The sequence below is a fragment of the Novosphingobium sp. genome, from assembly GCF_032093395.1.
Lineage (GTDB): Bacteria > Pseudomonadota > Alphaproteobacteria > Sphingomonadales > Sphingomonadaceae > Novosphingobium.
On the sequence record NZ_DAMDBA010000018.1, the window covers coordinates 11580 to 33767 of the forward strand.

The 22188-nt window shown below is 64.9% G+C and carries 18 protein-coding genes; 14 read left to right on the plus strand and 4 right to left on the minus strand.

Annotation, left to right across the window (positions count from 1 at the left end):
* Window positions 1–138 precede the first annotated feature (138 nt).
* From RT424_RS08840 to RT424_RS08875, 8 genes are read left to right on the plus strand one after another with little or no spacing between them, the layout of a single operon-like run.
* Window positions 139–1194, plus strand: a complete 1056-nt coding sequence (locus tag RT424_RS08840) for a glycosyltransferase family 4 protein (protein WP_313436501.1) — start codon at window positions 139–141, stop codon at window positions 1192–1194.
* Window positions 1191–2585, plus strand: a complete 1395-nt coding sequence (locus RT424_RS08845; protein ID WP_313436504.1) for a hypothetical protein — start codon at window positions 1191–1193, stop codon at window positions 2583–2585. Before RT424_RS08840 ends, RT424_RS08845 begins: the two co-directional genes overlap by 4 nt.
* 41 nt (window positions 2586–2626) lie before the next feature.
* Entirely contained in the window at window positions 2627–3874 is a 1248-nt protein-coding gene (locus tag RT424_RS08850) for a glycosyltransferase family 4 protein (protein WP_313436507.1), read from the plus strand.
* Complete coding sequence (locus RT424_RS08855; protein ID WP_313436510.1) at window positions 3864–4406, plus strand: hypothetical protein; 543 nt, start codon at window positions 3864–3866, stop codon at window positions 4404–4406. The genes RT424_RS08850 and RT424_RS08855 overlap by 11 nt, the downstream gene beginning before the upstream one ends.
* A complete protein-coding gene (locus RT424_RS08860) occupies window positions 4403–4873 on the plus strand; it encodes a hypothetical protein (protein ID WP_313436513.1) in 471 nt (156 codons plus the stop codon). The genes RT424_RS08855 and RT424_RS08860 overlap by 4 nt, the downstream gene beginning before the upstream one ends.
* An 11-nt stretch (window positions 4874–4884) precedes the next feature.
* Window positions 4885–6324 carry a lipopolysaccharide biosynthesis protein gene (locus tag RT424_RS08865; RefSeq protein WP_313436516.1) on the plus strand — a complete coding sequence of 480 codons (1440 nt, stop codon included), beginning with the start codon at window positions 4885–4887 and terminating at the stop codon, window positions 6322–6324.
* Window positions 6321–7694 (plus strand): hypothetical protein, encoded by a 1374-nt coding sequence (locus RT424_RS08870; protein ID WP_313436519.1) that lies wholly within the window; start codon window positions 6321–6323, stop codon window positions 7692–7694. The genes RT424_RS08865 and RT424_RS08870 overlap by 4 nt, the downstream gene beginning before the upstream one ends.
* 18 nt (window positions 7695–7712) lie before the next feature.
* A complete protein-coding gene (locus RT424_RS08875) occupies window positions 7713–8687 on the plus strand; it encodes an acyltransferase family protein (RefSeq protein WP_313436522.1) in 975 nt (324 codons plus the stop codon).
* Between the two features lie 52 nt (window positions 8688–8739).
* Here RT424_RS08875 and RT424_RS08880 read toward each other — a convergent pair whose 3' ends face one another.
* On the minus strand, window positions 8740–9783 hold the full coding sequence (locus RT424_RS08880; RefSeq protein ID WP_313436525.1) for an NAD-dependent epimerase: 1044 nt from the start codon (window positions 9781–9783) through the stop codon (window positions 8740–8742).
* 737 nt (window positions 9784–10520) lie between these two features.
* Between RT424_RS08880 and RT424_RS08885 the strand changes: the two genes are divergently transcribed.
* The gene (locus RT424_RS08885) at window positions 10521–11687 is read left to right on the plus strand and encodes a nucleotide sugar dehydrogenase (RefSeq protein WP_313436528.1); all 1167 of its coding nucleotides are present in this window, start codon (window positions 10521–10523) and stop codon (window positions 11685–11687) included.
* A 55-nt stretch (window positions 11688–11742) separates the two neighbouring features.
* On the plus strand, window positions 11743–12930 hold the full coding sequence (locus RT424_RS08890) for a glycosyltransferase (protein ID WP_313436531.1): 1188 nt from the start codon (window positions 11743–11745) through the stop codon (window positions 12928–12930).
* A 30-nt stretch (window positions 12931–12960) separates the two neighbouring features.
* Here the strand turns inward: RT424_RS08890 and RT424_RS08895 are convergent, their stop codons facing one another.
* Complete coding sequence (locus RT424_RS08895; RefSeq protein ID WP_313436534.1) at window positions 12961–13395, minus strand: hypothetical protein; 435 nt, start codon at window positions 13393–13395, stop codon at window positions 12961–12963.
* A 179-nt stretch (window positions 13396–13574) separates the two neighbouring features.
* Here RT424_RS08895 and RT424_RS08900 point away from each other — a divergent pair, with 179 nt between their 5' ends.
* From RT424_RS08900 to RT424_RS08915, 4 genes are all read left to right on the plus strand, one after another.
* A complete protein-coding gene (locus RT424_RS08900) occupies window positions 13575–14993 on the plus strand; it encodes an O-antigen ligase family protein (RefSeq protein WP_313436537.1) in 1419 nt (472 codons plus the stop codon).
* A 56-nt stretch (window positions 14994–15049) separates the two neighbouring features.
* A complete protein-coding gene (locus tag RT424_RS08905) occupies window positions 15050–17242 on the plus strand; it encodes a polysaccharide biosynthesis tyrosine autokinase (RefSeq protein WP_313436539.1) in 2193 nt (730 codons plus the stop codon).
* Between the two features lie 6 nt (window positions 17243–17248).
* Window positions 17249–18409: a hypothetical protein gene (locus RT424_RS08910; protein ID WP_313436542.1), complete on the plus strand. Its 1161-nt coding sequence runs from the start codon at window positions 17249–17251 to the stop codon at window positions 18407–18409.
* A gap of 155 nt (window positions 18410–18564) precedes the next feature.
* Window positions 18565–19926 carry a UDP-glucose/GDP-mannose dehydrogenase family protein gene (locus RT424_RS08915; protein ID WP_313436545.1) on the plus strand — a complete coding sequence of 454 codons (1362 nt, stop codon included), beginning with the start codon at window positions 18565–18567 and terminating at the stop codon, window positions 19924–19926.
* Window positions 19927–20177: 251 nt separating this feature from the next.
* Here the strand turns inward: RT424_RS08915 and RT424_RS08920 are convergent, their stop codons facing one another.
* On the minus strand, window positions 20178–20432 hold the full coding sequence (locus RT424_RS08920) for a hypothetical protein (RefSeq protein ID WP_313436548.1): 255 nt from the start codon (window positions 20430–20432) through the stop codon (window positions 20178–20180).
* 280 nt (window positions 20433–20712) lie between these two features.
* The gene (gene otsA / locus RT424_RS08925) at window positions 20713–22131 is read right to left on the minus strand and encodes an alpha,alpha-trehalose-phosphate synthase (UDP-forming) (protein WP_313436551.1); all 1419 of its coding nucleotides are present in this window, start codon (window positions 22129–22131) and stop codon (window positions 20713–20715) included.
* Window positions 22132–22188: the final 57 nt, after the last annotated feature.

A 22188-nucleotide genomic window follows, 5' to 3' on the forward strand; every position in this document is an offset into this window, starting at 1 on the left:
CCGATATACTGTCCTTTGAAAGGATAAGCGATGTTGAATCCGGCAAGTGGCGGAACTGATCCTATGAAATATAGAATCGCCTTTTTGTCTCCTGTGCCCTTTTTTAAAGGAGGGGCGGAGCGATCGCTGTTCGATCTGATGGCGAACCCGCATATCGATCCCTTGCTGGTCGTGCCCGAGCAAGGCCCCGTGTCGGAGCAGGCGGCCAGCCGGGGGATCCCGGTGGAAGTCGTGGACTTCGGGCAAGTGGCCGCGATCCGGCGGCCGGTGCGGCCGTCGAGCGTCGGCGCGGCAATGAGCGACTGGTTCGGCGCCGCGCGCAAGCTCAAGGCCGTGACCCGGCGTCACGGCGCGCAGATCGTGCACAGCAACGGCTTGAAGGCGCACTGTATTGCCGGGCTCGCCCGCAAGCTGGGCGGCGAGGCCTGCGTCTTCCACGTACGCGATATCGCCGTGCGGGGCTCCGAACGGCTGATTTGGAAGAGCCTTGCCCGCACGTCCGATCACACCGTTCTGGTCAGCCGCGCCTGCTGGCCGGGCGAGATGCTGCCGGGCAACGTTTCCGTGGTGTTCAACGGCGTCAAGCCGGACAACATGCCCGTATCGCTCGATACGGCGATCCAGTCCCGCCGCACGGGCGGATCGCTGGTCGTCGGCATCTGCGGACGCATCCATCCCTTCAAGGGCCACCATGTCGCGCTCGACTGGCTTGGTGCCGCGCATCGCCGGGGGCTTCGCATCACGCTGCTGGTGCGCGGCGAGGCCGAGGAAGAGGATCGTCCCTACCTCGAAAGTCTGAAGCGCCAGGCCGAGGCGCTGGGCCTCAGGGACTTCGTGCACTTCGAAGGCCGTTTCGAAGGGCTGGCAGCGATCTACAACGGGCTCGACGCGGTGCTTGTGCCGTCCGAGACGCCCGACCCGCTGCCGCGCTCGGTGATGGAGGCGATGTCGATGGGTCTGCCGGTGGTCGGCTATCCGGCGGGAGGCATCGTGGAGATGATCGACCATCGCGAAAACGGCTGGCTGGCCGGCGATGCCCAGGCCTTCTGCACGGCCATGGAGGAAATCTCCAGCCTTGGCCCGATGCTGGTGGAACTCCAGAAGAGCGCCGCGCGCACCGTGGCAGAGCGCTTCGGCATGGAGCGCATGCACCGGCAGGTGAATGACGTCTATTCGGCGGTGCTCGGCAGGTGATCGACTGGCGGCAGACTGGAAGCGGGCAGGGCGGGACTGTCCTGGGCACGGCGCGCCGCCGGGCGCGGCGGGCGCGTCTGCGCAATGCCGTGCTGGCGGGCGCACTGCTGCTCACCCCCGGCGCTTTACTGGCCGCTGCCCTGCTGCTCCAGCCTGCCGCCGTCCGTTCGGATCGCCACGTTACCGCGCCGGTGGGCGAAGTGGTGGGCATTGCCGGAAACAACCTCAAGTCCGCCGATCTCGACCGCATCGCCGCGCTGGGCCTGCGCTATGTGCGCAGCGATTTCAGCTGGGCCGGGACCGAGCGCAAGCCCGGCACATATGACTTCGGAACGTATCTGGAGTTCGCGCGGGAAGTTCATGCGCGCGGGATGCGGCCGCTGTTCATTCTCGACTACGGCAACCCGGTCCACACGCCTTTCACCAAAATCCAGTGGCGCGGGCGTGACGAGCGGCGCACTTCTCCGCCTGTCTCCCCGGAGCAGATCAAGGCCTATAGCGACTGGGCCGCCGCTGCCGCCAAGGCCTTCGCGGCCTACGATCCGATCTGGGAGGTCTGGAACGAGCCGGATCACCCCCGTTTCTGGCCACCGAAGCCGGATGCCGCCGCTTATGGCCGCATGGCGTTTTCCGCCTGCCAGGCCATTCGCAGTGCCGACAGCGGCGCCGAGGTCTACGGTCCTGCCGCCTCGAAATGGGTGGACGGCGCATTCCTTTCGGCCTTGGCAGGCTCGAAGGCGGTGACCTGTTTCAGCCGGATCAGCGTTCACCCCTATCAGATGACCGGCGACGCCACCCGCGATGCGGCGCTCTGGCAGGGACTGTCGCGCCGGATCGCGGCGGGCGGGCACGTCTCGGCGCCGAAGATCGCCAATTCCGAATGGGGCCGCCCGGTCGTCGGCCGGGTCGATGGCGAGGCGCAGGCGCGTTATCTGGTGCGCACGCTGGTCTCCGCGCTGGCGGCCGACGTGGCGCCGAACGTCTGGTATTCATGGAAGGACGCGGGCAGGGATCCCGACTACGACCAGCACCATTTCGGCCTGCTGCTGCCCGATGGCACGCCCAAGCCTGCCTACCATGCCTTGCGGACCATGCTGAAAGAACTCGGCGCGATGCGCTATGCTTGCCCGGTCCAGCGGGCGGGGGTGGAAGGCGCGATCTTCTCGGAAGGCAGCCGCGCGGAGGCACTGGTCTGGGCCAGGACCGGCGCAGCCCTGCTGGAACCGGCGAAGCTGGTACCGTCCGGCTGGAAGCTTGCAGGGCTTGTGGACATGACCGGCAAGCCTCTTCCCGATGGCGAGCAGCGGCTGAGCAACGCCCCCGTCTACATGCGCCTGCGCCCCGCCTCCAGTGGCGCGCGCCCGGCGCTGACCTGCCCGCAGAACCCATGAGCGATATGAGCACTGCACCTCGCAACGGAGACAGCACGTCCATGACGTCCCGACGAATTCTCTTCATCATCCGCTCCTACCGGCCCGACCAGGTGGGTGGCGGCGCCAAGTCCGTGCAGACCTTGGCCGAGGGCCTGGTCGAGCGCGGGCATGACGTCCATATCCTGCGCCTCGCCCCGCGCGGAGAGGAAGCCGCGACCTTGCGCGCAGGCATGGAGGCCGGGGTGACCGGACCGGGCAAGCCGACGCTGCACGTCCTGCCGATCCGCAACATCTACTGGCCCTACGACAAGCGCCGCCGTTCGCCCGCGATGAAGGCGGTGTGGCACACGCTGGACCTCTGGAACTTCCGCGCCGCGCGCGACGTGCGGCAGATGCTGGACATCATCCGGCCCGACGTGGTCAACACCAGCATCATCGACGGCTTCTCCACCGCGATCCTGCGCGAGGCCAAGCGCAGCGGCGCGCGGCTGATCCACACCATGCGCGATTACTACCTGATCTGCAGCCGCTCGGGCATGTACCGCGCGGGCGAGAACTGCACCTCGCTCTGTTCGGGCTGCAAGGTGGTGGCCGGCGTCAACCGCCGCCAGACGCGCAACGTCGACATGTTCCTGTCCAACAGCGCCTTCGTGGCCGAGACCCATCGCCGCCACGGCGCCTTCGGAGACGACAAGCCCTGCGCGGTGCAGTGGAACGTCAACGACCGGCCGCTGGTGCCCGAGCCGAGAGCACTGGCCGACGGCGCGCCGATGGTCTTCGGCTATATCGGCCGCCTTGCCCCCACCAAGGGCGTGGAGAAGCTGATCGAGGCGGTCCGTCAGTTGCCGCAGGGCGGCCGCCCCTGGACGCTGGTGATCGCGGGCGACGGCGAGCCCGGCTATGTGGATGGGCTGAAGGCGCAGGCGGCGGGCGATCCGCGCGTGAAGTTCCTTGGCTGGCAGGCGGCGGAAGACTTCTATGGCGCGGTCGACGTGGTGATCTGCCCCTCGGTCTACAACGAGCCGCTGCCCCGCGTGATCTACGAGGCCTATGGCTTCGCATTGCCGGTCGTCGCCTCGCGCGTCGGTGGCAACCCGGAAGTCGTGACTCCCGGCGAGACCGGCGAGCTTTACGAGGGCGAGGATGCTGCCGAACTGGCCGAGAAGATCCAGCACTTCCGCACCCTCCCGGCCGAGACTTACGCGCATTACAGCGCGGGCGCGCTGGACATGGGCGCGGTGTTCACTTCGGGCGCGGTAATCGACCGCTACGAGAGCCATCTGGAGAAGCTGTTCGATGCGGCCTGAGCGTGAGATGGCCGTGACGGACGGGACTTTCGCGCCGGTCGCGGTGCCACATCCGGTTCATACACGCCTGCCGGTGGGGCGTTTCAGCCCCAGCAGCGGCGTGCTGCGCGCCTGGCAGCGCATGAGCGGCCTCTGGGCCTCGGGACCGGCGGGGCGTCTGCTCGCGCGGGCGATTCGGGGGCATATCCGCCGCGCCTACGGCTGCTACATCGCGCCGACGACGAAAGTGGGCGAGGCGGTCTACCTGCCGCACCCCGTGGGCGTGGTGATCGGCGACAATGCCGTGATCGCGGACGGCGTGACGATCTACCAGAACGTCACCATCGGCCAGGACGGCGCAGCCGGACGCTGCCCGCGCATCGGCGCCGGGGCGACGATCTTCGCGGGCGCCATGGTGATCGGCGATATCGATATCGGCGCGGGCGCGGTGATCGGCGCCAATGCAGTTGTGAAGTGTTCGGTTCCGGCCGGGCATATCGCCGTGGGCGTTCCCGCGCGCATCCTGCCGCCCTCGCGGAGGGCCGCGCCATGAGCGGCGCTCGGGCCATGGAAGGTGCGGGCCTCGTCTCGCTGTGGCAGCGCATGTGCCGCCTGCACCGCCGCGGCGGCGCAAGCCGGGCACTGGCGAACGTGATCCGGCGCTACATCCACTGGCGCTACGCCTGCCACATCTCTCCGCTGTCGCGCCCGGCGGGCTGGATCAATCTGCCCCATCCGGTGGGCATCGTGATCGGCCACAATGTCGAGATCGGCGAGAACGCCACGATCTACCAGAACGTCACGCTGGGCCAGTCCGGGCGCGAGGAAGGCTATCCGGTGATCGGCGCCGATGCCGTGATCTATGCCGGGGCCGTGGTCGTCGGGCCGCTGCGCATCGGCCGGGCCAGCCGGATCGGGGCCAATTCCGTGGTCTTGAGCGATGTGCCGGAAGGCGCCACTTCGGTAGGCGCCCCCGCGCGGATCGTGACGCCGAAGCGCAAGGACCTCTCGGCTGCATGAAACTGGGGCGCATGAAACTTTCCAAAGGCGCGATCACCACGGCGGCGCTCGGCATTTCCAGCGGGCTCAACTTCCTCTCGCTGATCGTCTGGACGCACCTGCTCAGCCCGGCCGAGTTCGGAACTTACGCGCTCGTCTCGGCAACGGTGCTGTTCCTGAATGCCGCAGTCTTCGAGTGGCTGCGTCTTACCGCCTCGCGCTTGCTTTACGATCCCGCCGCCGAGCACCAGCTCAACCCGGACATCGCCAATGCGCTTTCCACGGTCTGCCTCGGGCTGATCCTGCTGCTGCTGCCAGTGGCCCTGTCGCTGCGCGCGTTCCAGATCCACTTCCTGGGCGTGGCGCCGGACTGGTGGCCGGCCATGTGGCTCTGGCTGTTCTCGGAAATGCTCTTCGCGATCAGCACGGTCACCGCGCGCCTGCGTCTGCTGAGCTGGCGCTTCTTCGCGATGATGACGCTGCGCTCTTCGCTCTCGCTGGCGGCAGGCGCAGTGCTCGTGTGGGTCTTCGACATGGGCGCGCTGGGCGTGGCCCTGGGCATCCTCGGCGCGCAGATCGGCTGCGCGGTGCTGGGCAACCTGACCGACGCCGCCTGGCGGGGCCTGCGGCCATTCCGTGCCCGCCGCGCCGACCTCAAGGAAATCATGCGTTACGGTGCGCCGCTGATCGTCAGTTCGGGCCTGGGCTATGCCAGCGCCGTGGCGGACCGCTACATCGTCTCCTCCACCCTCGGCCAGGCGGCGGTCGGGCAATATTCGGTCTCGGTGGACCTCATGCAGAAGACCGTCATCTTCCTGATGCTGGCGGTCAACCTTTCGGCCTATCCCGCCATCGTCCGCGCTTTCGAGAATGACGGACGCGAGGCAGGCGAGAAAATCCTGGCCGAGAACTTCATCGTCTACCTGATGATCGGCGCCCCGGCGGCGGCGATCCTGGCGGCGCTCTCTCCGGGCGTGGCGCGGCTCTTCGTCGGGCCGTCGTTCCGCGACACCGTGGCCATGCTGCTGCCCTACGTAGCGATCGCGGCGATCCTGAAGGCGCTGACGACGTTCCACCTCTCGGTGGCGCTGCAACTGGTCAAGAAGACCAAGCTGCTGATCATCTCGCCCGCCGTCAATCTGGCGCTGCTGGTGCCGAGCGGGATCGTGGGCGTGAAGCTGGCGGGGCTTACCGGCATGGCGATCGGCATCGCCATCTCGCAGATCGGCAGCTTCGCGCTGTTCTATCTGGTGGTGAGCCGCCATGTCCGCACGCCGCTGCTGACGCGTTCGTCGCTGTTCGTGGTCGTGCTCTCGCTGGTGCTCGGCGCGGCGCTGGTGCCGCTCAGGGGCTTCAGCGAGCCGGTCGCCTGCCTTGGCCTGCTGGCGGCGGCGGGGCTGGTCTACTGCCTCGTCATCTGGCGGGGACGCGGGTGGATCATGCGCAACAGCCAGAGCTGGAGCCCGGCATGAAGGCCGACGCCCGATATAGACCTCTGCCGCCTCGGCAGCCCATGTCGCGCGATCCCGGCCCGAGTGGTTCAGGAAGGCGCAGCTTCGCGGCGCTGCTGACGACGCTGACCGGAGCCGCCGTGCTGCTGATCGTGGCGCGCGAAGTCTTCGGCGGGGCGGCGCGCTATTATTTCGACCGCTTCGGGCTGGGCCCGCTCTGGTTCGTGCCCGATCTGGCGGTGATCGCGGTTGTGCTGATGCGGCTGCTGCTGGCTGCGGTGACCTTGCGCCTGCCGACGCCGCTGATCTGGCTCTTCGCCGCAACCGGGGTGCAGATGGCGGTCGGCATTGTCGCCTATCACAACCCGGTGGCGGTGTTCTCCGGCTTCAAACTGCTCTGCCCGATCATCGCCGTGCTCATGCTGCCGCCGGGCTACATCAATGCGAAGTGGTGGCGCACGGTGTGCCTCGTGCTGCTGGCGCTCGGCATCGCCGGGGTGGCGGCGGACACCCGCATGACGATGCCCTGGACCGGCTATTCCGTCTCGCAGTTCGGGGTCGAGCGCGAGGCGGGCCGCGAATGGTGGATCCACGGGCAGGAGCGTATCGCAGGGCTGGGCGCCGCCAGCAGCGCCTCGGCCAGCGTCCTGCTGCTGCTGGCGTTGATCGTGCTGCGGCAGGCCCGTGCCTGGCATGTCCGCCTGCTGATCTACGTCGCGACGCTCTGGGCGCTGAACACCACGACCTCGCGCACCAACCTCATCGCGCTGGCCGTGGCCATGATCGTGGATTTCTGGCCCTGGCACTGGTTCCAGAACCTTGGCCCGGGTCGCAAGACGCTGGGCATGCTGCTCTCGATCTGTTTCTTCCTGCCCGCGCTGGCCGGGCTTTGGCTGCTGGCGATCGACGGCGTGGGCGAGATATCGGTGGGCATGAGCAGCACGGTCGTACGCCTTCACGTCACCTGGCCGGGCGTCTGGGACATGATCATGGACGGCGGCCCGGCCACCGCGCTGCTGGGCCACGGCTTCGGCTCGGTCGGGCCCGCGGCCTTCTACACCGGGGTCTATGTCTCGCCGTTCAGCGCGGTGGACAATCTGTTCCTCTACATCCTCTACCAGTTCGGACTGTTCGGCGTGCTGATGGGCGTGGAACTGATCCGCAGGCTGGTGCGCGTGCCCCGGCCGGACCGCCATATCGGCTTCGTGATCGCGATCCTTTCCGCCACGATCAATTGCCAGGGCGCCGCGCCGCTGGTGCTGATCGGCCTTGCTGCCTCGCTTGGCGCCTATCCGGCGCTGGCGAACACCGCGAGGAATACGGGGCGCAAGGCGATCCGCATGCTGCCGAAGCCCGGCCCCCGAGGGTCCTGGCAGCCCCGGACGCTGTGATGATTCTTCGAGGAACCCATGAGAATTAAGGGCCTGGACGCCGCGCGGGGCGCTGCGATCGTGTTCGTGGTGTTCGGCCATGTCTGGCGCGGGCTGGACGGGCAGGGGCTTGTCGAACCGCGCCTGTTCGAAACGATCGACCGCGCGGTCTATCTCTTTCACATGCCGGTATTTTTCCTGATCTCCGGCATGCTGTTCAAGGCGCCGGAGAAGCTGCTGGGCGGCTTGTCGCGCAGTGCTCTCAACCTGCTCTGGCCGATGTGCCTCTGGGCCTGGGTGGAGGGCTGCGTCCATCTCGTGACCGGGGCGGGCAACAAGGGGCGGATTTCGCCCTTCGAAGTGCTGGCCTACCCGTTTCCGCCCAAGAGCGTGTTCTGGTTCCTGCTGGCGCTGTTCCTGTTCCAGGCGGCGGCGATAGTTCTGCGCGGGCGGGGTGCGGCCGCCGTGATCGCGGCCGGCAGCGTGGCCCTTGTCGCGATCGCGCAGCCGCAGGGGCTGACCGGCCAGATCCTCCAGCACGCGCCGTTCTTCTTCGTCGGTCTGCTGGCGGGCACCCGCTGGCTGGAGAAGGGGCTGCCGCTGGCCGCCAGTCTCGCCGCTTTCGCCCTGGCCGAGGGCGTCGCCTGGGCGCTGGCAGTCTCGCCTTTCGAGACCGTGCCCGCCTATATCTGCGGCTTCGTGGCCTGCGTGGGCTTCCTCGGGATCTGCCTGAACGGACCGGCTCTCGTCCGCAAGCTGGGTGAGAGGACGATGCCGATCTACCTCACCCACATCATCTTCGCCGCCGGAATGCGGGTCGTGCTGACGCGGCTCGGCCTGAAGGACGTGGCGACGGTAGTTCTGGTCTCGACGGCGGCAGGTGTGGTGCTGCCGCTGATCCTGTTCGAGATATCGCGGCGCTTCGGCCTCACGGGGATATTGGGCTTCGAACCGTTGCGAAGGCGCGCAGACAAGACCGTTGCACCGTCTGAGGGGCACGGCGTACGAGCATGAAAAAAGGGGCCGCGTCGGCGACGCAGCCCCTTTCCCGGTGGAGCCTGAGCGATCAGACCTGATAGTAGTCGCGATACCAGGCCACGAACTTGGCCACGCCCTCGGTCACCGAAGTCGTCGGACGATAGCCGGTAAGCTCCTGGAGCAGCGATGCGTCCGCCCAGGTCGCGGGCACGTCTCCCGGTTGCATCGGCATCATGTTGATCTCGGCCTTCACGCCGGTCGCCTCTTCGATCGCGCGGACGAAGTCCATCAGCTGCACCGAGTTCGAATTGCCGATATTGACCGCGCGCCACGGCGCCACGGGCGAAAGGCTGTCGTGCCCGGCGATGTCCTCGGCGCTGTCGGGACGGACCGGGGCGCTGTCGATCAGCAGGCGGATGCCCTGCACGAGATCTTCCACATAGGTGAAGTCGCGCTTCATGTCGCCGTGGTTGTAGACGTCGATCGGCTTGCCCGCGAGGATGTTCTTGGTGAACTTGAACAGCGCCATGTCCGGGCGACCCCAGGGGCCGTAGACCGTGAAGAAGCGGAACATCGTGATCGGCAGACCGTAAAGATGCGCATAGGAATGCGCCATCGCTTCATTGGCCTTTTTCGTGGCCGCATAAAACGACATCTGCGTATCGACCTTGTGGGTCTCCGCATAAGGCATCTCGGTATTGGCGCCGTAGACCGATGACGTGGACGCCATCAGCATGTGCTGCGGCGGATAGGCCCGCGCCGCTTCCAGCAGTTCGAAAACGCCGATCAGGTTCGCCTCGACATAGGCGCGCGGGTTGTCGATCGAATAGCGCACGCCCGCCTGCGCGGCGAGGTTGACCACGATGTCCGGGCGCTCGTCCGCGAAAAGCTGCATCAGCCGTTCGGGATCCTCCAGCTTGCCCTTGATGAAGCGGAAGTGCTCGTTCTGGCTGAGCATGGCCAGGCGCCGCTCCTTCAGGGCGACTTCGTAGTAATCATTCAGGCTGTCCAGACCGATTACGCGAAAACCGTCATCCAGCAGTCTGCGACAAAGGTAGTACCCAATAAAACCCGCGGCACCCGTAATCAAAGCCGTGCGGGGGGCTGCCTTGCCGACGACGTCATCAGTCATGCTAAAGTCCAGATTTTGTGGAGATGTCCGCACTTTTTGCAGGGTAGAAACAGACTTGGCAAGTCGTCCGAAAGGGCAGGTGTCCGACTAGCGGAACGGGTGGCCGACAGTTTCGCTCCGGTTGTTCGCAGTCGAGACCGGGATATGATTTTCGCCAGCCATCCTACAAATCGATTGCAGCGGAAAATCTTCGACACCACTCGGTCGACGCCCGCCCTTTTGCACCGCAACAATGACCCGGCACAGGCCCCGCCGCTTCCACGATCCTTCCCTTCCAGGATGTCGCGAATTGGCCAAATGAGCGGCGCGCTTGGTAAACTGGCTCTAAACTATTATTTTCTTTCAACTAGATGTATCCAAGATGAATGACTGAGGGCGATCTATCGATTCGTTTCGGGACGCGAATCGGACCTCTGTTTCGTGAACAGGCCTCTCTAATCGAGATGTTCGGAATGGACCGATTAAGCTGGAAATTGGGTGCGCCGCAGCATTGCGATTGAGGTCCGAAGGGAGCGATTTGCGGATAGAGACGAATTCCGTCGCGTTACTGCACCCGATTATCCCATATTTTCCCGAAGCGCTTGAACCGCCAATCGATCCTCGGCAGAGCATGGACAGCCCATCGGTAGCGGTTTCATGGGCCGGAACTTTCCGATATCCCCGCGTCGGAAGCGCCGGATCACCCTGCCGGCGCGCACTTGCCGAACCTGCCCAGCCGGGCGGTCAGAGGAGCAGAGATGAAGATCGCGGTTGCTGGCGTTGGATATGTCGGTCTTTCGAATGCGCTGTTGCTTGCGCAGAACCATGAAGTGGTGGCGAAGGACGTCGTCCCCTCCAAAGTGGACATGATCAATGCCGGCCGGTCCCCGATCGTCGATACCGAATGCGAGGCTTTCCTTCGCCGCGACGACCTGAACCTGCGCGCCACCCTCGATCCGGTCGAGGCTTACAGCGGCGCGGACTATGTGATCATCGCCGCGCCGACCAACTACGACGAAGTGACCAATCGCTTCGACACCACGCTGGTAGAGGCCGTGATCCGCGAAGTCATGGAATATGCGCCCGATGCGGTCATGGTCATCAAGTCTACCATCCCGGTCGGCTTCACCGCCGCGACCGCGCAGGCCATGGGCACCCGCAACCTGATCTTCAGCCCCGAGTTCCTGCGCGAGGGCAGGGCGCTGCACGACAATCTCCACCCCAGTCGTATCGTGGTGGGCGAGCAGTCGGAGCGAGCGAAAGTCTTTGCGGAACTGCTGCTGGAAGGTGCGATCAAAAAGGACGTGGAGGTTCTCTTCACCGATCCTTCCGAAGCGGAAGCGATCAAGCTATTCGCGAATACCTATCTTGCCATGCGCGTCGCCTACTTCAACGAACTGGACAGCTATGCGCTTTCGCGCGGGCTGGAGGCACGCCAGATCATCGAAGGCATCGGCCTCGATCCGCGTATCGGTTCGCACTACAACAACCCTTCGTTCGGCTATGGCGGATACTGCCTGCCGAAGGATACGAAGCAGTTGCTGGCCAATTACCATGACGTGCCGCAGACCATCATCGGCGCCATCGTCGAGGCGAACCGCACGCGCAAGGACTTCATTTCCGACACGATCCTGGCCCGCAGGCCCAAAGTCGTGGGCTTCTACCGACTGGTGATGAAGGCCGGATCCGACAATTTCCGCCAAAGCTCGATCCAGGGCATCATGAAGCGCGTCAAGGCCAAGGGCATCGAAACGGTGCTCTACGAGCCGAGCTACCCGGAAGACACCTTCTTCAACACCCCGGTCGAGGCGGATCTGGAAACATTCAAGCGGCGGGCCGACGTAATCGTCACCAACCGCATTCTGCCGGAACTGGACGATGTGAGGGACAAGGTGTTCTCGCGCGACTTGTTCGGCTCCGACTAGTTGCGGCTGGTTTCCACTCTGAAGTCCCGCTCCCCTTCGAAGGACCACTTACGCCATGAAACATAGTGTTCCTGTCGCCCAGGCACCCGTAACGGGGAGCGAGGCGCTGATCCATGGCGAGCGCATTGCGCTCGTCCATGACTGGATTCCGGTGATCGCCGGAGCAGAGCGGGTGCTCCAGCAAATGGCGCACTGCACGCCGGGCAGTGACATCTACACCTTGTTCAACTTCCTGCCCGAAGAGACGACGCATGCGTTCTTCGGTGACGATCACTGTATCCATACCTCGGGACTGAACGACCTTCCGCTGGTGGAGCAGTATTACCGCTTCCTTCTCCTGCAATCGACCCGCGCCATCGAAGGGTTCGACCTGTCGGAACATGACGTGGTGCTCAGTTCCTCTGCCGCGCTGGCGAAGGGCGTGATTACCGGGCCGGGGCAGTTGCATGTCAGTTATGTCCACAGTCCCGCCCGCTATGCCTGGGATCTGACTCACGAATATATTGCTACCGTGGGCGGGACGTTGGGCGGATTGAAGCGGGCCGTCGCGCGCGAGATGATGCATCGCTTCCGGCTATGGGACATGCGCACTGCGCAGAGCGTGGATCACTATCTTGCGAATTCGCAGTTCATCGCGCGCCGCATCTGGAAGATCTACCGGCGCGAGGCGCAGGTCATCTATCCGCCGGTCAACACCGGCAACTTCGTGCCCGGCACCGCGCAGCGCGGGGACCACTTCGTCACCGCGTCGCGACTGGTGCCCTACAAGCGCGTGGAAATGATCGTGGAAGCCTTCAACCGCCGCCCCGATCTGCACCTTCGGGTGATCGGTGACGGGCCGGACATGAAGAAGGTGCGGCAGATCGCGGGACCGAACGTCGAAATCCTGGGCCATGTGCCGTTCGAGCAGCTGATCGCGGAGTTCCAGACCGCGCGGGCCTTCGTCTTCGCCGCCCTTGAAGACTTCGGCATCGTTCCCGTCGAAGCACAGGCATGCGGGACGCCGGTGATCTGCCTGGGCAAGGGCGGCACGGCGGAAACCGTGCGACCGCTCGGAGGGAGCGCGGCTACCGGGGTGTGGTTCGAGGACCAGACCGTGGAAAGCCTTGTCGGCGCGATCGACAGGTTTGTGGAAGGCGAAGGCGACATCCGCGCCGAGGACTGCATCGCCAATGCCGCCAGCTTCGGCGAGCAGCGGTTTCGGCAGCAGTATTCCGAGTGCGTCAATAGTTTCATTAACTGATCGACTATACTCGGCGCAGTCGATCCGAACTTATACTTGAGCTAGGCGAAGCCGGGGCAAGCGATGCGCTTGGCCCGGCTTTTTGTGTCCTGTGTGCCAATGCCCTGAAACGGCGCAGATAACCGGCATTACGAATCCGGCCACTTCTAGCGTTGTCCCGAGCCATCGCTTCCGGTCGATGCAATCGGTTTTACTGTGAAGGCCTCTGCGGGTGTTTTGCCGCACTGCGGTGGAAAGGCTTGAAACTGCGACGAGAGGGGAGGTGTCGTGGCGAAATGGCGCCATCCCGGTTTGCCCCTCATTGTGCAGCGCGATATAGTCGAAGCAGACGATCGACCTGTATAACGCAGTTCCAGGAGGACTCATGAAGCAGAGAAGCGCGCCGCCCTCGACGATGGCTGCCAGCGTCGCGATGATCGGCGATGCTTCGGGTTGCGGAATATATACCGCAGACATCTGCTCCATGACTGCATGACACCTGATCTGGCCGAAATGAATTCAATACAAGCTGCGGATGTTGTTGGCCGGCAGGATCGTGAAAGCCGGCAGGAACGGTGATCCGAGGGCAATCGCCTTCGAATCCGATCTGCAATCATAAGGAAGAAGCTCTGTCTGGGTCGTTAGCTGACAAGCGCACGGTTTTCGTGCCGAAAGGTCGAGTGGCCGGTTTCCGGGCGAGCAGTCGCGCGGTGCAGGCCGGGTTCCTGGTGCTGGCCGCTCTGCTGTTCGGCGGCGGAGGTTCCGGCGCCGGCCTGGCCAACCTTGTCGTGCAACTCGTTGCCCTGGCCCTTCTGGCCGTCAACGGTTCGGCGGTGGGCGCGTTCTTTCGCTCGGCGCCGCGCGGGTTGGTCATCCTCCTCGGCGTGACGCTGCTCTTGCCGCTGCTCCAGCTGGTGCCCTTGCCGCCTGCGATCTGGCAGGCATTGCCCGGCCGCGAATTCGCCGCGCAGGCCCTGGAAGCCACGGGCGGTGCCGATGTCTGGATGCCATTCTCGCTCGACCCGAACCGAACCGCGATCGCCTTTTTTTCGCTGATACCGGCGCTGGCCGCCCTGGTGCTGGCCTGGCAGCTTTCACGAGAGGGCCGCCGCGGGCTGCTGATGGTCGTGGTGGCATGCGGGCTTGTCGTGGTTCTGCTGGGGGCGCAGCAGCTTGCAAGCGGCAACCGCCACCTGGTGTTCTATGCCGAGAACCTGGGCTCGCCCGATCTGCAAGGCACTTTCGCCAATCGCAACACCGGCGGGCTCATGCTGAATATCGCGCTTGTGGCGCTTGTCGGCGTGTTTCCGCTGCGTCAGATCCGCGCGATCTGGACATTGGGCGGGATGGCCACGGCGGTGCTTCTGATCGTCGGCGTCGTCCTCACCCGCTCGCGGTCCAGCATGACGCTGCTGCTCATTCCCGCCGCGCTGGCGCTCTGGCGCTGGTTGCGCTGGCGACGCCCCGCCTTCGACAAGCGGGCGGCGATCGTGGTCGCGGCCGTGCTGCTGGTGGTGGCCGGTGCAATGGGCGTGCTTGCCACCAACCAGCGCGTGCAAAGCGCCTTCGGCCGGTTCGACGCCGTGGAAGACGAACAGCGCCCGCTGATCTGGAAGGACACGGTGGTCGCCATCGGGCGCTTCATGCCGGTGGGCAGCGGTATCGGCAGCTTCGACGACGTGTTCCAGGCCGACGAAGCCTTGGAAAACCTCAGCTACGGCCGGGCCCAGCGGGCGCATGACGATTTTCTGGAGGCGGCTCTCGAATCCGGTGTGGTCGGCATCGTTCTGGTGCTGGGCTGGGCCTTCGTCCTGGCGCGATCCGGCGTGCAGGCGCTTCTTCGTGGCGGCAGCGGACTGGCGGCGGTGGGCACTTTCGCTTTGATCGCGCTACAATCGATCACCGACTATCCGTTGCGCAGCCAGACGCTGCTCTGCCTGTTCGGCCTCATGCTGGCGCTGCTGATAGGCGGCCAGGGCCCGGATAGCGAAGAGGATGGCGCACGCAGCGCACAAAGGCCGCGAAGGACCAGCGGCAGGCCGGACGCCGCCCGGCATTCCAGCACGGATCTTCTGAAACGATGAACGAAATTCGGGTCAACCACTACTCGCGTGGAAACGATAACAAGGCGGGATACATCTTGAACCAAGCTTTTCTCGATCGGGTCGATCTGGAAGGATCCGCTTATCCCGAGGAGTCCGGCCCGGACCTGACGGCGCTGCTGAAGACCATCATGGGCATGGTGCGCCGGAACCTGGCCCTGATCGCGGCGATCGTCGGCGCGACGCTGGTGCTGGGCGTGATCGTGACCTTGCTGATCGCGCCGCGCTACAGTGCCGAGGTCCGCGTGCTGATCGAGGATCAGGCGGACCAGATCATCGAAGGCAGCGAGCTTCAGAAAGTGACCAACGTGCAGGACGCAGAGCGTTTCCTGCAGACCCAGCTGGGCATCATCCAGAGCCGTTCGCTGGCCGAGAGCGTGGTCGAAAGCGGCCGTCTGGACCGTGATCCCGCCTTCTACGAGGCGATGGGCGTCGACATGCCGACGCAGGAAGACGTGCTGAAATCCGGCGGTACCAAGAAGCTGGATCAGATGCGCAAGGAGGCGTCGATCGAGTCGCTGCTGCGCAACCTCACCGTGGCGCTGCCGCCGGACAGCCGCATCGTCAGCATCAGCGTCAGCAGCCGCAGCGCGGCCTATTCCGCCAAGCTGGCCCAGCTCTATGGTGAGCGCTATATCGAGCGGAACCTCAACCAGAAGTACGACAGTTCGTCCTACGCCCGCCGCTTCCTGGCCGACCAGCTGGACGAGGCGCGCGCGAAGGTCACCCAGTCCGAGCGCGATCTCAACCAGTATGCCAGCGCCGCCGGGTTGATCCGCGTCACCAGCCAGGGGCAGGACGGCAACCAGGAATCGGTGCTTTCGGTCACCAACAACAGTCTGGTCCAGCTCAACGACGCGGCGGCCAAGGCCACGGCCGACCGGATCGCCGCGCAGGATCGCTGGCTGACGGTGGCCAAGGCGACGCCGCTCGCCATGCCGGAAGTCAACGCCAACCCGGCGGTGTCGGGCCTGCTGGCGGAAAAGGCCAAGGTAGAGGCCGCGCTGGCCGAAGAGCGCACCCGCCACCTCGACGACTTCGTAACGATCAAGTCGAAGCAGGCGGAAATCGCCGAGTACGACAAGCGCATCGGGGCCATCGCCGATTCCATCAAGAAATCCGCCTATCTCGAATACCAGTCCGCGGTGGAGCGCGAGAAGACTTTCTCCGGACAGGTGGACTCGCTGCGGGGAGAGGCGCTGAAGGAACAGGATCGCGGCGTCCAGCTGGCTGTGCTGAAGCGCATCGCCGATACCAACAAGACGCTCTACGACACGCTTCTGTCGCGATACAACCAGCTCAACGCGACGGCGGGCGCCTCCTCCAACAACCTGACGCTGGTCGACAAGGCCGAAGTGCCGGCCAAGCCCTATTCACCGCGTCTGGTGGTGAATATCGCCGCTTCGCTGGTGCTGGGCCTGATCCTCGCCGCCGGCGCCGTGCTGCTGCGCGAGATTTTCGACGACGCGATCCGCTCGCCGGAGGACGTGGAACGCAAGCTGGGCATGCCGCTGCTCGGCCTGGTTCCGCTGGAGAAGGGCGGCGACGTTGCCGGTCATCTCGACGATCGTCGATCGCGGGTCAGCGAGGCCTATCGCTCGCTCGTCACCAACTTGCGCTACTCGACCGCGACCGGCCTGCCGGAAGTGCTCATGGTCACAAGTTCGCGCGAAGGAGAGGGCAAGTCGACCACGGCGCGCGCCGTCGCCCACGACATCGCCGTGCTGGGCAAGCGGGTGCTGCTGGTGGATGCCGACTTGCGGCGCCCGACGCTGCACAACTTCGCCGCAGACCGCAAGGCGACCGGCCTGACCGACGTGCTGACCGGCGAAAAGACCTTCGATGCCGCGCTCCAGCCGGCGGAGGTTCCGACGCTTCGCTACATGTCGGCACTGCCCGCGCCGCCGGACCCGGCGCTGATCCTTGCCGGTGAAGGCCTGAACCGGTTTATGGAAGAGGCCCGCCGCAAGTTCGATGTGGTGGTGATCGATTCACCGCCGCTGCTGGGCCTGTCGGACGCGGCGCTGCTGGCCAACCATGCCGACGGCGTGCTGTTCATGGTCGATGCCTCCAGCTTCCATCGCGGCGCGGTGAAATCGGCGCTGCGCCGCCTCGCGCTGATCAAGGCGAACATGCTGGGCGTCGTGCTCAACCGCTTCGATCCCAAGGTCGGCGGCGAGGACTACAACTACTACGCCGCCAGCTATTACAGCTATGGCGAGAAGGACTGACGCGGGATGACATCGCTCTTCGGCCGGGTGGTCTGGATCTTGGTTCTGGGCGTCGTCGCGGTCGCGGCGGTGGGCCTGCAAATGGACCGGGAAGGGCGCCGCAATTTTGCCGTCGCACAAGCGGTGCCTGCGCCGTTCCGGTCGTCGTCGCTGGAGTCGCTGGCGCATGCGGCTTACGACGCCGGTAACGTCGAGGGTGGGCTGGCGCTTGCGCGCGACATGGTGCGGCGTCGGCCGATCCCTTCCGAAGGTCTGGCGCTGCTGGCCTATGGGCAGCTCCAGAAGGGCGATCAGGATGCGGCGCTGCAATCGGTGATCATGGCCGGCGATCGCGGCTGGCGGGACCGCTTCACCCAGGAGACGCTGGTGATGCTGGCGCTTCAGGCCGGGGAATGGAGCATTGCCGCGCAGCGCACCGTGGCGCTCTGGCGGATCGGCATCAACGACGATCGCCTGAAGGCCATGACCGCCGACCTGCTGTCGCAACCGCGCGGTGTCGATGCCTTCACTGCTCAAGTCGGCCGGGAAAAATACTGGGCCAATGCCTTTCTTCCCTGGGCCGGCGCTGCTCTTGCACCCCAGGCATTGACCGAGGTCGCCTCGACCATGGCCCGCAAGGGTGCGCGGGTGGACTGCACAGCGCTTTCTCCGCGCACGCTGACTCTGGTTCGGTCGGGCCGGGCGGAGCCTGCATCGATCCTGTGGCGCAACTTGTGTGCGAATGGCCGTTTCACCGAACCTGCCGCCTTCGCCTTTCGCGAGGATCTGGGCGACGACGCGCCCATTGGGCCGTTCGACTGGCAATACCCCGAAGTATCCGGAGTGGACCGCACCTTCTCACGCGGCAAGCAGGGCCCGGTGTTGGCCTATCGCAACCGCGAGCCGCTGCGCAGCGTGATCGCCAAGCGAAACGCCGTCCTGAAGGCGGGCAACTATACCGCCAGGCTCGACGGCGCTGCCCATGCCGAGGCGGGTTTTCGTCCGATTGTGTTCCAGATCATCTGCTACGCGCGCGACGGCAGCGCCAGGCGCCTGGGCGACGCGGAAATGAGTTCGGGATCGACTGACTTCTTCATCCCGGACACCTTCTGCGACAGCCAGGAACTGGTGTTCCTCTCCGGTCGCGGCGAGGGCGAGATCAGCAACCTCACGATTACCCCGCAATAAAGGCTTGGAAACCGAACGAACCGGGAAGCCCCCCGCAAGTCGAGAGAGATTTCGGCTAGGCACCTGCCCGAATGGCTGACTTGCCGCGAGGACAGGGGGCAAGGATAAGTTCGCCCAGTTCACATCTCCCAGTTTCATAAGGAAATGGAAGCGCCATGAAGATTGCGATGGTAGGTTCGGGCTACGTCGGCCTTGTCTCGGGTGCCTGCTTTGCCGATTTCGGGCACGAGGTGGTCTGCATCGACAAGGACGAGACCAAGATCCAGCGGCTGCTCCACGGCATGATGCCGATCTACGAGCCGGGCCTTGCCGAACTGGTGGAATCCAACGTCGCCTCCAAGCGCCTGTCCTTCACCACCGACCTTGCCGAGGGCATTGCCGGGGCGCAGGCGATCTTCATCGCCGTGGGCACGCCGTCGCGTCGCGGTGACGGCCATGCCGACTTGTCCTATGTCTACGCCGTGGCCCAGGAAGTGGGCGAGCACCTGTCGAACGATGCGGTGATCGTCACCAAGTCTACCGTGCCGGTGGGAACCGGCGACGAAGTGGAGCGCATCATCGGCGCGTGCAATCCGGCGCACCGCTTCTCGGTGGTCTCTAACCCTGAATTCCTGCGGGAGGGCGCGGCGATCGGCGATTTCAAGCGTCCGGATCGCATCGTCATCGGTGCCGAGGACGATTTCGGCCGCGACGTGATGCGTGAGGTCTATCGCCCGCTGTTCCTCAACGAATCGCCGATCCTCTTCGTCAGCCGCCGCTCCTCGGAACTGACCAAATATGCCGCCAACGCCTTCCTCGCGGTGAAGATCACCTTCATCAACGAGATGGCCGATCTTTGCGAGAAGGTGGGCGGGAACGTGCAGGATGTCGCGCGCGGCATCGGCCTGGACAATCGTATCGGCTCGAAATTCCTCCATGCCGGGCCGGGCTATGGCGGATCGTGTTTCCCGAAAGACACCCTGGCCCTGCTCAAGACGGCCGAGGATTACGACAGCCCGGTCCGCATCGTCGAGGCCGTGGTCAAGGTCAACGACGCGCGTAAGCGGGCCATGGGCCGCAAGGTCGTGGACGCGCTCGGCGGCGTGGAAGAGGCGCGGGGCAAGCGCGTCGCCATGCTGGGCCTGACCTTCAAGCCGAATACCGACGACATGCGCGATTCGCCCTCGATCGCGATCGCCCAGACCCTGGCCGATGCTGGGGTCAGCGTCGCCGCATACGATCCCGAAGGGATGGAGCAGGCCCGCCCGCTGATGCCCGACGTTGAGATGAAGCAGGATCCCTATGCCGCCATCGAGGGAGCCGACGCGGTGGTGCTCGTCACCGAATGGGATGCCTTCCGCGCTCTGGATCTCGCCCGCATTAAGGCCATCGCGAAGGCGCCGGTGCTGGTAGACTTGCGCAATGTCTACAAGCCAGAGCACGTCCGCGAGGCCGGCTTCACCTACCTCTCGATCGGGCGGGGAACGTCCGTGAAGGAAAAGAGCCGGGACGGAGAACTGGCAGCCGTTCCCGCCTGAGTTGCCACCGGCCAGCCCCGGATTAGAGGCTTGTCTCGGGTCCGGGGTTTGGTCCTTTTGAAAAGAAAGAAAGGGGTTCGCGCGGAGGCGCGGAGGTGTTGCGCCTGCGTCGAAGACGCTTTCTCCTGCAACGGTGCGATTGCCGCTCGGTCAAAAGCGAGAAGTAGCCTGCGGCGCCGCGCGACACCTTTGCGCCTCCGCGCCTTCGCGCGAGCCCTTTAAACTCTTGATCCCACCTTCACGCGCAACCTTCAGGCAAGCGCGAAGTGTTGGACGATCTGCGAATCAAGCGGCTCGGCAAAGCGCACCGAAAGACTGCGCGAATCCTTGCGGGTGGCGGTGGCGGCAAAGGGGCCGATGGCGCCGATCCACAGCGTCAGATCGCCTTCGATGCCCGCCACGGGAGCATCGGCTTCAACGGCGCAGCCGACGCTTGCAAGGTCGGAGATGCGGACTGCGGTCGAACCGCCGGCGCTGACGCATTCGCCGTAGAGAGTCGTATCCATAATCTTCAGTGCCTGTTCTTCGAACCCGGTTTCCCGAGGTCCTTCTGGTCATCCTGCGGTCCGCGACTTTGCCGCGTGACCTTGCGGAATCACTTCCGCATTTCCCTTCATAGTGACGTTAGAGGTCAGATTGGTGGCAGGCGAGTGACGTTTTGCGAATGACGGCGATTTTCATGATGAATGCCGGTTCTTACGGGTTAGCCTGAGGGGCGATGGGCAGCACGAAATCGCGGTCAATGCTGCGATGTCGTGCTGCAACAAATACGCAGCAAACGGGCTCTCAGACCGCCTCGCCCTGCGTGGTCTTCGAAGCCTTCTGCGAAGCCTTTCCGACCAGCGCCGCAACGAAATCCTGGCGCCAGCGCTGCACGTCGTTCTCCCGCACAGAGGCCAGCAGCCGGGCGTGGCGCTTGCGCCGTTCGGCCAGCGGCATGTCGAGCGCCTTGCGGATCGTTTCCGCGACGTGTTCGGTCGAGTGCGGATTGACCTGGAGGGCATCCTTCAGCTGATGCGCCGCTCCGGCGAACTGCGAGAGGATCAGCACGCCGGGATTTTCCGGATCCTGCGCGGCGATATATTCCTTGGCCACGAGGTTCATGCCGTCACGCAGGGGAGTGACCAGGCCGATGTCCGCCGCACGGTAGAATCCGGCCAGCTGGTCGCGTGGATAACCCCGGTTCACGTAGCGGATCGGCACGAAGGCGACATCGGCATAGGCGCCGTTGATATGCCCAGTCTTGCGCTCCAGATCCTCGCGGATCTGCTGATAGCTGGCGACATCGCCGCGAGAAGGGGGCGCGATCTGGAGCAGCACGGCCTTGCCGGCGTCGTCGGGGTTGTCGGCCAGGAAACGGCCGAACGCCTCGAACCGCTCGCCGAGCCCCTTGGAGTAATCGAGCCGGTCCACGCCGATCAGGATCTTGCGGCCGCGGACGCTGGACTTGAGGCGATCATGCGCCTCCTTGGCTTCGGGGCCCTGTGCCGCCTCGGTGAATTCCTGGAAATCGATGCCGATCGGAAAGGCGCGCGCGATTACCTTGCGCCCCTGGTAGTCGACCGAATTGTCGAGATTGACCTTCAGGCCCATCTCCTTCTGCACATAGTGCAGGAAGCTCTCCAGCCATTCGGTATTCTGGAATCCGATCACGTCGTATTCCAGCATCGAGGCCACCAGCCGCTCATGGAACGGCAGCGAGACGAGCAGGCGCGTCGGCGGCCAGGGCGTGTGGAGGAACAGGCCGATGCGGTTCTTCACGCCCTTTTCCCGCAGGAGCGAGCCGAGCGGGAGCAGGTGATAGTCATGGACCCAGACGAGATCCTCGTCCTCGATCAGCGGCAGCACCGCATCGGCGAAGCGCGCGTTGACCCGCTCGTAACCCTCGCCGAAACTGCGGTCGTACTCGGTCAAATCGATGCGATAGTGGAAAAGCGGCCAGAGCGTGCGATTGGCATAGCCGTTATAATATTCGTCTATATCCTGGGGTTCGAGGTCGATCGTGGCGGTGGTGATGCCGTCGTTGCGCTGCATGTCGAGGTGGCCGGTGAATTCCTCCGTCTCCTGCCCCGACCAGCCGAACCAGATGCCACCGTGTTCGCGCAGCGCCGAATTGAGCGCCACTGCAAGCCCTCCCTGCGCCCCGGCTGCGCCTGCCGCTTTGGGAACGGAGACCCGGTTCGAGACGACGATCAATCTACCCATTTCAAATCCCCTGCGGCGCGCCCGCAAAGCGGGGGGCGGACACGCATAGCGGGACCG

Excerpts from the sequence above, each read along its gene's own strand:
- RT424_RS08840 (WP_313436501.1), top strand. The coding sequence starts at position 139 with ATGGCGAACCCGCATATCGATCCCTTGCTGGTCGTGCCCGAGCAAGGC.
- RT424_RS08850 (WP_313436507.1), top strand. The coding sequence starts at position 2,627 with ATGACGTCCCGACGAATTCTCTTCATCATCCGCTCCTACCGGCCCGAC.
- RT424_RS08855 (WP_313436510.1), top strand. The coding sequence starts at position 3,864 with ATGCGGCCTGAGCGTGAGATGGCCGTGACGGACGGGACTTTCGCGCCG.
- RT424_RS08860 (WP_313436513.1), top strand. The coding sequence starts at position 4,403 with ATGAGCGGCGCTCGGGCCATGGAAGGTGCGGGCCTCGTCTCGCTGTGG.
- RT424_RS08865 (WP_313436516.1), top strand. The coding sequence starts at position 4,885 with ATGAAACTTTCCAAAGGCGCGATCACCACGGCGGCGCTCGGCATTTCC.
- RT424_RS08870 (WP_313436519.1), top strand. The coding sequence starts at position 6,321 with ATGAAGGCCGACGCCCGATATAGACCTCTGCCGCCTCGGCAGCCCATG.
- RT424_RS08875 (WP_313436522.1), top strand. The coding sequence starts at position 7,713 with ATGAGAATTAAGGGCCTGGACGCCGCGCGGGGCGCTGCGATCGTGTTC.
- RT424_RS08880 (WP_313436525.1), bottom strand. The coding sequence starts at position 9,783 with ATGACTGATGACGTCGTCGGCAAGGCAGCCCCCCGCACGGCTTTGATT.
- RT424_RS08885 (WP_313436528.1), top strand. The coding sequence starts at position 10,521 with ATGAAGATCGCGGTTGCTGGCGTTGGATATGTCGGTCTTTCGAATGCG.
- RT424_RS08890 (WP_313436531.1), top strand. The coding sequence starts at position 11,743 with ATGAAACATAGTGTTCCTGTCGCCCAGGCACCCGTAACGGGGAGCGAG.
- RT424_RS08895 (WP_313436534.1), bottom strand. The coding sequence starts at position 13,395 with ATGGAGCAGATGTCTGCGGTATATATTCCGCAACCCGAAGCATCGCCG.
- RT424_RS08910 (WP_313436542.1), top strand. The coding sequence starts at position 17,249 with ATGACATCGCTCTTCGGCCGGGTGGTCTGGATCTTGGTTCTGGGCGTC.
- RT424_RS08915 (WP_313436545.1), top strand. The coding sequence starts at position 18,565 with ATGAAGATTGCGATGGTAGGTTCGGGCTACGTCGGCCTTGTCTCGGGT.
- RT424_RS08920 (WP_313436548.1), bottom strand. The coding sequence starts at position 20,432 with ATGGATACGACTCTCTACGGCGAATGCGTCAGCGCCGGCGGTTCGACC.
- otsA (WP_313436551.1), bottom strand. The coding sequence starts at position 22,131 with ATGGGTAGATTGATCGTCGTCTCGAACCGGGTCTCCGTTCCCAAAGCG.